This window comes from Campylobacter concisus, assembly GCF_003048555.1.
Lineage (GTDB): Bacteria > Campylobacterota > Campylobacteria > Campylobacterales > Campylobacteraceae > Campylobacter_A > Campylobacter_A concisus_AO.
In genome coordinates, this window is the sequence record NZ_PIRR01000055.1 from 1 (window position 1) to 7,694 (window position 7,694).

A 7,694-nucleotide genomic window follows, 5' to 3' on the forward strand; every position below is an offset into this window, starting at 1 on the left:
TCTTTAAACAAAGATATTATTAACAAAAGTAAAATTTTCAAGCAAAGGAGCTTATATGAATAATGACTTGCGTCAAAAGATAGATAGACGCTTAAGTGAGCTTAGTGCGTTGCCTAAGATGAAAAGCGACTCGAGTATTGCGCAGCTTTTAAAAGAAAAGGGCTTTACGAGGCGTGATTTTATGAAGTGGGCTGGTGCGATGACAGCTTTTATGGCTCTACCAAGTGCTATGACACCGATGGTTGCTCGTGCTGCTGAGCTTAGCGATAGGCTTCCTGTGATATGGCTTCATATGGCAGAATGCACAGGCTGTAGCGAGAGCTTACTAAGAACCGATGCTCCAAGCATAGATAGTCTTATATTTGACTACATAAGCCTTGAATATCACGAAACTATCATGGCAGCTTCTGGTTGGCAGGCTGAAGAAAATTTAGAGAGCGCGATCGAAAAATACAAAGGTAGATACATCCTGCTAGTTGAGGGTGGTATCCCAACTGGTGCGACTGAAAATTTCTTAACAGTTGGACCTCATGGCACAACAGGTAAAACTCATGCCGTAAATGCTTCAAAAGACGCAGCTGCTATCTTTGCGATCGGTACCTGTTCTAGCTTTGGTGGCATTCAAGCTGCAAGGCCAAATCCATCAAATTCAGTGGGACTTTCAAAGGTCACTGATAAGCCAGTTATTAATGTTGCGGGCTGTCCACCAAGTGAGAAAAATATCGTTGGCAACGTGCTTCATTTCTTGCTTTTTGGCACACTTCCAGCACTTGATGTTTACAATAGACCAAAATGGGCTTATGGCTTAAGAATTCACGATCTTTGCGAAAGACGTGGTCACTTTGACGCTGGCGAGTTTGTCCAAAACTTCGGTGATGAAGGCGCAAAAAATGGCTACTGCTTATATAAAGTAGGTTGCAAAGGTCCATATACATTTAATAACTGCTCACGCGAGAGATTTAACCAGCACACATCATGGCCAGTTCAAGCGGGACACGGCTGTATAGGCTGCTCAGAGCCAGACTTCTGGGATACGATGGGACCATTTGAAGAGCCTATGGCAGACAGACTCTTTGATACTGTTTTAGGTCTTGGAGCTGATAATGTAAGCGATAAAGTTGGCATTGGAATTTTAGCTCTTACAGGCATTGGCATAGCAGCTCACGCTGTTATAGCTTCTATGAGTGAAGATAAAGAATAAGGCGAAAAAATGAGTGAAAAAAGAATAGTAATAGACCCTATAACACGTATCGAGGGACACTTAAGAATAGAAGTTGTCGTAGATGAAAATAATGTCGTAAAAGAGGCGTATTCTGGCTCAACTCTTTGGCGTGGCTTAGAGCAGATCGTAAAAGGCAGAGATCCAAGAGATGCTGGCTTTTTTATGCAAAGAATTTGTGGCGTTTGTACATACTCACACTACCGAGCAGGCATTATTGCAGTTGAAAATGCCCTTGGCATCAAGCCTCCATTAAATGCTGAGCTAACTAGAACGCTGATGAACGCAGCTTTATATCTTCACGATCACATCGTACATTTTTATCAGCTTCATGGCATGGATTGGGCGGACGTCGTCTCTGCACTAAGTGCAGATGTGCATAAAGCTAGCGAAGAGGCGTTTAAATATACTGATCTGCCATTTGCCACGGGAGCTGACAAGCTAAAAGAGGTAAAAGAGAGGGTTGAAGCATTTGTTAAAAAGGGCAACCTTGGACCATTTGCCAACGCATACTGGGGACATAGCACATATAAATTTACGCCAGAGCAAAATTTGATCGTTCTCTCTCACTACTTAGAGTGTTTAAGAATCCAAAGAACTGCAGCTCAGATGATGGCTATCTTTGGCGCGAAAAACCCACATCCACAAAGCTTAACAGTTGGTGGCGTGACCTGCGTAATGGACCTTATGGATCCAGCTAGAATGGGCGAATATATGAGCAAATTTGCCGAGATCAAAGAATTTGTTGATAGAGCTTACTATCCAGATATCTTGATGGCGGCTAAAGCTTATGGTAATGAGCCAAGCGTTCTAAACGATGTTGGTGTGGCAAATTTACTCTGCTACGATGAGTTTTTGATAGGCAAAAATGATCATATATTTAAAGGTGGCTATATCTTAAATGGCGATCTTAACAAGGTTTATGATATCGATGAAAATAAAATCACTGAAGAAGCTACTAGGTCTTGGTATAAAAACGACAAAGCACTTCACCCATATGACGGCGAGACTGAGGCGAACTACACAGGCCTTATTGATGGCGAGAGCATAGACGCCGAGGGCAAACTAGCTCATAGTAAGCTTTTTGATACAAAAGGCAAATATAGCTGGATTAAAGCACCAAGATATGATGGCATGCCTATGCAAGTAGGTCCAATAGCAAGTATCGTTATAAACTACGCTAAAGGCAACGAGAGAGTTAAAAAAGTAGTTGACGAATTTTTAGCAAAGAGTGGCTTGCCATTAAGTGCAGTCTTTTCAACTCTAGGCAGAACCGCTACTCGTATGCTTGAGGCAAAAGTAGTAGCAGAGCACACAATGGACGCATTTAATGCCTTGGTAGAAAATTTAAAATCAGATCAAGAGACTTGCGCAAAATATGTAATCGATAACAAAAAAGAGTACAAAGGAAATTTCCAAGGCAATGCTCCAAGAGGTGCGCTTAGTCACTGGTGCCGCATAAAAGATGGCGTTATCACAAACTGGCAAGCAGTCGTGCCAAGTACATGGAATGCCTCTCCAAAAGATGCACAAAATCAAATGGGAAGCTACGAAGCGTGCTTAGTTGGTTTAAAGATCGCTGATCTTTCAAAACCACTCGAGATAATACGAAAAATTCACTCTTATGATCCTTGCATCGCGTGTGCCGTGCATGTTATGGATACGAAGGGAAATGATTTGAGTACTTATAAGATAAATCCAAATTTGTAAGGAGAGAATATGTCACATAAAAATGCTGACAGGATCAGTGAATACGAATTCTCCATCGGCGTTAGGCTGACACACTGGATTAGATTTGCAGCTATCACACTTTTAGTTGTGAGTGGCTACTATATATCATACGTTTTTGTGAGTCCAGAGATCACGAGCGAGCCTACAAATTTTATGCAAGCAAAGTGGCGTATGGCTCACCAGATCGCTGGCTTTGTGCTGATAGCGGCGTTTATCTTTAAATTTTATCTATTTATCTTTGATAAACATAGCAAAAAAGAGTGGATGAGTGTGGTTGATTTTCTAAATCCAAAAATTTGGATCGCACAGATCAAATACTATCTTTTTATGGGGCCACACCCGCATTTAAGGGGCGTTTATAATCCTTTGCAGTTTGCCTCATACTTTTTCTTTTATCTTGTTTTGACTCTTATTTGCCTAAGTGGTCTTGTGCTTTATGTTCATGTTTATCATGAGGGACTTGGTGGAGCACTTTATGAGCCAGCTAGGTTTTTTGAAGAGCTTATGGGCGGACTAGCAAATGTCAGAACGATACATAGAATTTGTATGTGGGTCATTATGATATTTGTGCCGATTCATGTTTATATGGCGGTATTTAACGCTGTTAAAGGCAAAAATGGAGCGATGGACGCTATCGTTAGTGGTTATAAATTTGTAAAAGAACACTGATGAGAGTGCTGGTTCTTGGTATCGGCAACGTGATGTTTGCTGATGAGGGCATAGGTGTTCATTTTGTAAATTTGATGGCTAAAAACTATAAATTTATAAGCTCTAAAAACGAGCTTACTCTAATGGACGGGGGCACTTTAGCCCTCGCTCTAACTCACATAATAAGCGAATTTGACTATCTTATCGTCGTTGATTGCATTAGCGCAAATGGCGCAAGCGTGGGCGATGTCTATTTTTTTGACTTTCTAAACGTACCAAATTTTATCAGCTGGGACGGCTCGGCTCACGAGATCGAGATGCTCCAGACCCTTCATCTGATGGAGCTTGCAGGGGATAGACCTACGACTAAAATTTTAGGCATCGTGCCTAGCCGCATAGAATCATCAAATTTTAGCCTCTCAGATGAAGTGATAAAAGCTTCTAACATCCTAGAAAAAACGCTACTTGATCACTTAAAAGAGCTTGATTTTAAGTGTGAAAAGGTGGCAAATTTTACCCTAAACGATATCGTTGATGAATACGCTAAAAAAGGTTTAAAATGATACTTGCTTTTAAATTTACTTGCCACAAGGACGCTTCGTTTCTAGTGCCATTTTTACGCTTGTTTGCTGGCGATCTAGCTCATAGCTTAAAGTGCAAAGATGATGAAATTTGTCTAAAGGTAAGTGGAGACGCCAGTGAGCTTGAGAGCGTGGCAAATAAAGCAAGTACGCTCTTGCCTTTTAGTCTTTTTATAAAGCACAGTGAAGTCTTGGCTGCAAGTGAGCTTGACGAAGATAGCAAGATAAATGAGATAAAATTTAGTGGCCTAACTCCGACTCAAGCGAGCACATTTTTGGCTAGCGAAAAGGCTATCTTAAATGAAAGTGGCGTGCTATGTGAGAGTAAATTTGAAGGCGAGATAACGCTTGGTAATTTTAATGAAAAGCTAAAAGCTTGCCTAAATTTATTAAAAAACGGCAAGAGTGTTTGCGTAGAGCAAGATGAAAATTTATATGAAATTTCTCTTGGCGTAAATTTTGACACAAATTTTTTGATTCCTGTAAATTTAAAGCAACTACCAAAAATTTTTATCGCCGATGATAGAGTTTTGACATTTCTGGCTAGTTTTGAAAAGCCACTTTTAGCACTAAAGACGACAGCCATTTATAGACAAAATCACGAGGATGCACCACTATTTTTTGACGTGATGGCACCAAACGATCTTTTTCTTTACGCCGTTTGCGAACAGCTAAATAAAGAAAATTTTAGCTTTTTAAGCGTTAAAGTAAAGGAGCAAAAAAATGCTCTTTCAAGGCTTACTTTGCTTGAAAGTAGTGCACTTTTGAGCCCATTTTTCTATGCAAAAAACGAGGAATTTGAGCTTGAGAGTTTGGGAGAAGTGGCTTTGGGGCTTAAATTTAGCAAATTTAGAGATGATGAAATTTGCCTGCTTTCAAAATCAAGCAAAACGCAGCTTCTATTTTTGCCAAAATTTAGTAGTTTTGAAGAAATTTATGAGCTCATAAGAGCCGAGGAGGGCGGTGAAAGGCTACTTGAAAATTTTAGTAAAGAGCGCGCCTTGCCGAGCGATAAATTTAGCTCAAACGCTAGCTTTTTCTCGCTGTTTTGCATAGCTGGGCGTATACTTGGCTTAGGCGATGACTTTAAAAAAGCAGGGGAGAATTTGCTCCTTATGGCAGCTGATTTTAGCGGTCAAAAGGGTGTTAGGATCGATTATAAAATGAAAGATGACTTTGGTTTAGACGGGGTTAAGTTTGTAAAAAGTATCATTTCATTTATCCTTGCTGGCGCTGGAGAGAAGAACATCAGCTTTGGTTGCACCGAGTCTTTGGCGCATTTTTTGAGCGATTTTAGCTATGAAAAACGAGATAAATTTAACATTAAAAATGTTACTTTAAGCGGGGATTTATTTTATAATAAGGTAGTTAGCAACTTGATAAAAAAGCACCTAAACCCAAATATAAAAACAAATTTTGACCCCGGATTTGGCGTTGAGATCAAGCTTTAGATATGAGATCAAAGGCTTAGTTCAAGGCGTTGGCTTTAGACCTTTTGTCTATACTTTGGCACACAATTTCTCTCTTGTCGGTGAAATTTACAACGACGATGAGGGCGTGAAGCTAAATTTTAGCGGAGAAGAGGCTAGCTTTTTGGCTTTTGAAAAAGAGCTTTATGAGAAGCTACCAGCTCTTGCCAGGATCGATGAGCTAAAGAAATTTAAGATAGATAAAATTTATGAAAAGCTTGAGATCATTGCTTCAAAGTCGGCCACCAAGCAAGCGCCTATCTTGCCTGATTACGCACTTTGCGATGACTGCTTGCGCGAGTTTTATGACTCCACAAATCCACGCTACAAATATCCATTTATAAACTGCACCAACTGCGGACCGAGATTTTCCATCATCAAAGCATTGCCTTATGACAGGGTAAATACGACGATGAACGAGTTTAAGATGTGTAAATTTTGTGGGGGCGAATACAAAGACCCGCTTAATCGCCGCTATCACGCAGAGCCGATCTCTTGCCCAAACTGTGGACCAAAACTCTATCTAAAAGATAAATTTGGCAAAGTCTTGGCTAGTGGGAACGAAGCGGCTAAAGAGGCAGCTAGGCTCATAAACGAAGGCAAAATTTTAGCCATTAAGGGACTTGGTGGCTTTCATCTAGTCTGCGACGCGACAAATGAAGCCGCAGTTAGCGAGCTAAGAGCTAGAAAGCACCGCCCAAGCAAGCCATTTGCTCTGATGAGTAAAAATTTACAAAACGCTAGAGAGATAGCACAAATTTCAGAGGCAGAGGCGAAGCTTCTTAGCTCAAATTTAAAGCCGATCGTCTTGCTTGAAGCAAAAAATGGCTCAAACATCGCAAAAAGTGTCGCTCCAAATTTAAACAAGCTTGGCGTTATGCTTGCATTTAGTGGCATACATCTTTTGCTATTTGACTATCTTTTGCACGACATCATTGCAACTAGCGCAAACATATCAGGCGAAGTTGTGATAAAAGACGAGAGTGAACTAAGAGAAAAACTAGGTGATGTCATAGATTTTTACCTTGATCACGATCGAGAAATTTACTCGCCAAGTGACGATAGTATCGCATTTTGCGTTGGTGATGAGACGATTTTTACAAGGACGAGCCGTGGCTTAAATCCAAATTTCATCCATACAAATTTTAAGCAAAAAGGGACATTTTTAGCCCTTGGAGCCGAGCTAAAAAGCTCATTTTGTATCTATAAAGACGGACTTTTGATGATTAGCCCGTATATCGGCGATCTAAAAAACGTAGCGACTTTTGATAGATTTAAGGATATTTTTACCCTTTTTGAAACGACTTATGATCTAAAAATAGACAAGGTCATAGCCGATTTGCATCCAAATTTTTTAAATACAAAATGGGCGAAGGATCAGGGCTTTGAGCTCATTCATTTGCAGCACCACTATGCACATTTGTTAAGTGTGATCTTTGAAAATGATTTGCCAGATAAAGAGTATCTTGGCTTTTGTTTTGACGGCACTGGATACGGGGAAGATGGCAAAATTTGGGGTGGCGAGGTCTTTAGGCTGGATAAAAAAAGTTACAATAGAGTTTATCACTTTGATGAATTTAGCCTATTTGGGGGCGAAAACAGCATCAAAAATATTTATCTAATCGCATATTCTATTATTTTAAAATACTCTCTTGAGGACGAAGCTCGTAAATTCTTAGTAAATTTTGATGAAAAAATGCTTGCAAATTTTAAAAAAATGGAGCAAAAAGGATTAAACTTAATAAAGACTAGCTCGGTTGGTAGGATATTTGACGCATTTGGAGCGATTATTTGTGGGCTTTTTCACTCGAGTTTTGAGGGCGAGAGTGGCATGAGGCTTGAAGCACTTTATGATAAAAATTTAGATGTGTGTTATAAATTTAGCCTAGACAATGGAGTGATCGGCTTTAAAGAAGCTTTTAAAAGTGCTTTAAAAGATGAGCCAAGAGTGGCTGCAACGGCATTTATAAATGGCTTGGCTGATATTATTTTTGAAATTTCAAAAAAAGAAAAAATGGAAATTTTGCTAAGCGGCGGAGTTTTTCA

General features: G+C 39.8%; 6 protein-coding genes. All 6 read left to right on the forward strand.

Going from position 1 to position 7,694, the window contains the following annotated elements:
- Positions 1 to 55 precede the first annotated feature (55 nt).
- Positions 56 to 1,201, forward strand: a complete 1,146-nt coding sequence (locus tag CVS92_RS08180; RefSeq protein ID WP_107789112.1) for a hydrogenase small subunit — start codon at positions 56 to 58, stop codon at positions 1,199 to 1,201.
- A gap of 9 nt (positions 1,202 to 1,210) precedes the next feature.
- Positions 1,211 to 2,929: a nickel-dependent hydrogenase large subunit gene (locus tag CVS92_RS08185; protein WP_107789113.1), complete on the forward strand. Its 1,719-nt coding sequence runs from the start codon at positions 1,211 to 1,213 to the stop codon at positions 2,927 to 2,929.
- 9 nt (positions 2,930 to 2,938) lie between these two features.
- Positions 2,939 to 3,619 (forward strand): Ni/Fe-hydrogenase, b-type cytochrome subunit, encoded by a 681-nt coding sequence (cybH, locus tag CVS92_RS08190; protein WP_107789114.1) that lies wholly within the window; start codon positions 2,939 to 2,941, stop codon positions 3,617 to 3,619.
- Positions 3,619 to 4,161 (forward strand): HyaD/HybD family hydrogenase maturation endopeptidase, encoded by a 543-nt coding sequence (locus tag CVS92_RS08195; protein WP_107789115.1) that lies wholly within the window; start codon positions 3,619 to 3,621, stop codon positions 4,159 to 4,161. The genes cybH and CVS92_RS08195 overlap by 1 nt, the downstream gene beginning before the upstream one ends.
- On the forward strand, positions 4,158 to 5,630 hold the full coding sequence (locus CVS92_RS08200) for a hypothetical protein (RefSeq protein WP_107789116.1): 1,473 nt from the start codon (positions 4,158 to 4,160) through the stop codon (positions 5,628 to 5,630). Before CVS92_RS08195 ends, CVS92_RS08200 begins: the two co-directional genes overlap by 4 nt.
- Positions 5,614 to 7,694: carbamoyltransferase HypF (gene hypF / locus CVS92_RS08205; protein WP_107789117.1), on the forward strand; the 2,081-nt coding region annotated here is incomplete at its 3' end. The genes CVS92_RS08200 and hypF, both read left to right, overlap by 17 nt.

Excerpts from the sequence above, each read along its gene's own strand:
- CVS92_RS08200 (WP_107789116.1), top strand. The coding sequence starts at position 4,158 with ATGATACTTGCTTTTAAATTTACTTGCCACAAGGACGCTTCGTTTCTA.
- CVS92_RS08195 (WP_107789115.1), top strand. The coding sequence starts at position 3,619 with ATGAGAGTGCTGGTTCTTGGTATCGGCAACGTGATGTTTGCTGATGAG.
- CVS92_RS08185 (WP_107789113.1), top strand. The coding sequence starts at position 1,211 with ATGAGTGAAAAAAGAATAGTAATAGACCCTATAACACGTATCGAGGGA.
- CVS92_RS08180 (WP_107789112.1), top strand. The coding sequence starts at position 56 with ATGAATAATGACTTGCGTCAAAAGATAGATAGACGCTTAAGTGAGCTT.
- cybH (WP_107789114.1), top strand. The coding sequence starts at position 2,939 with ATGTCACATAAAAATGCTGACAGGATCAGTGAATACGAATTCTCCATC.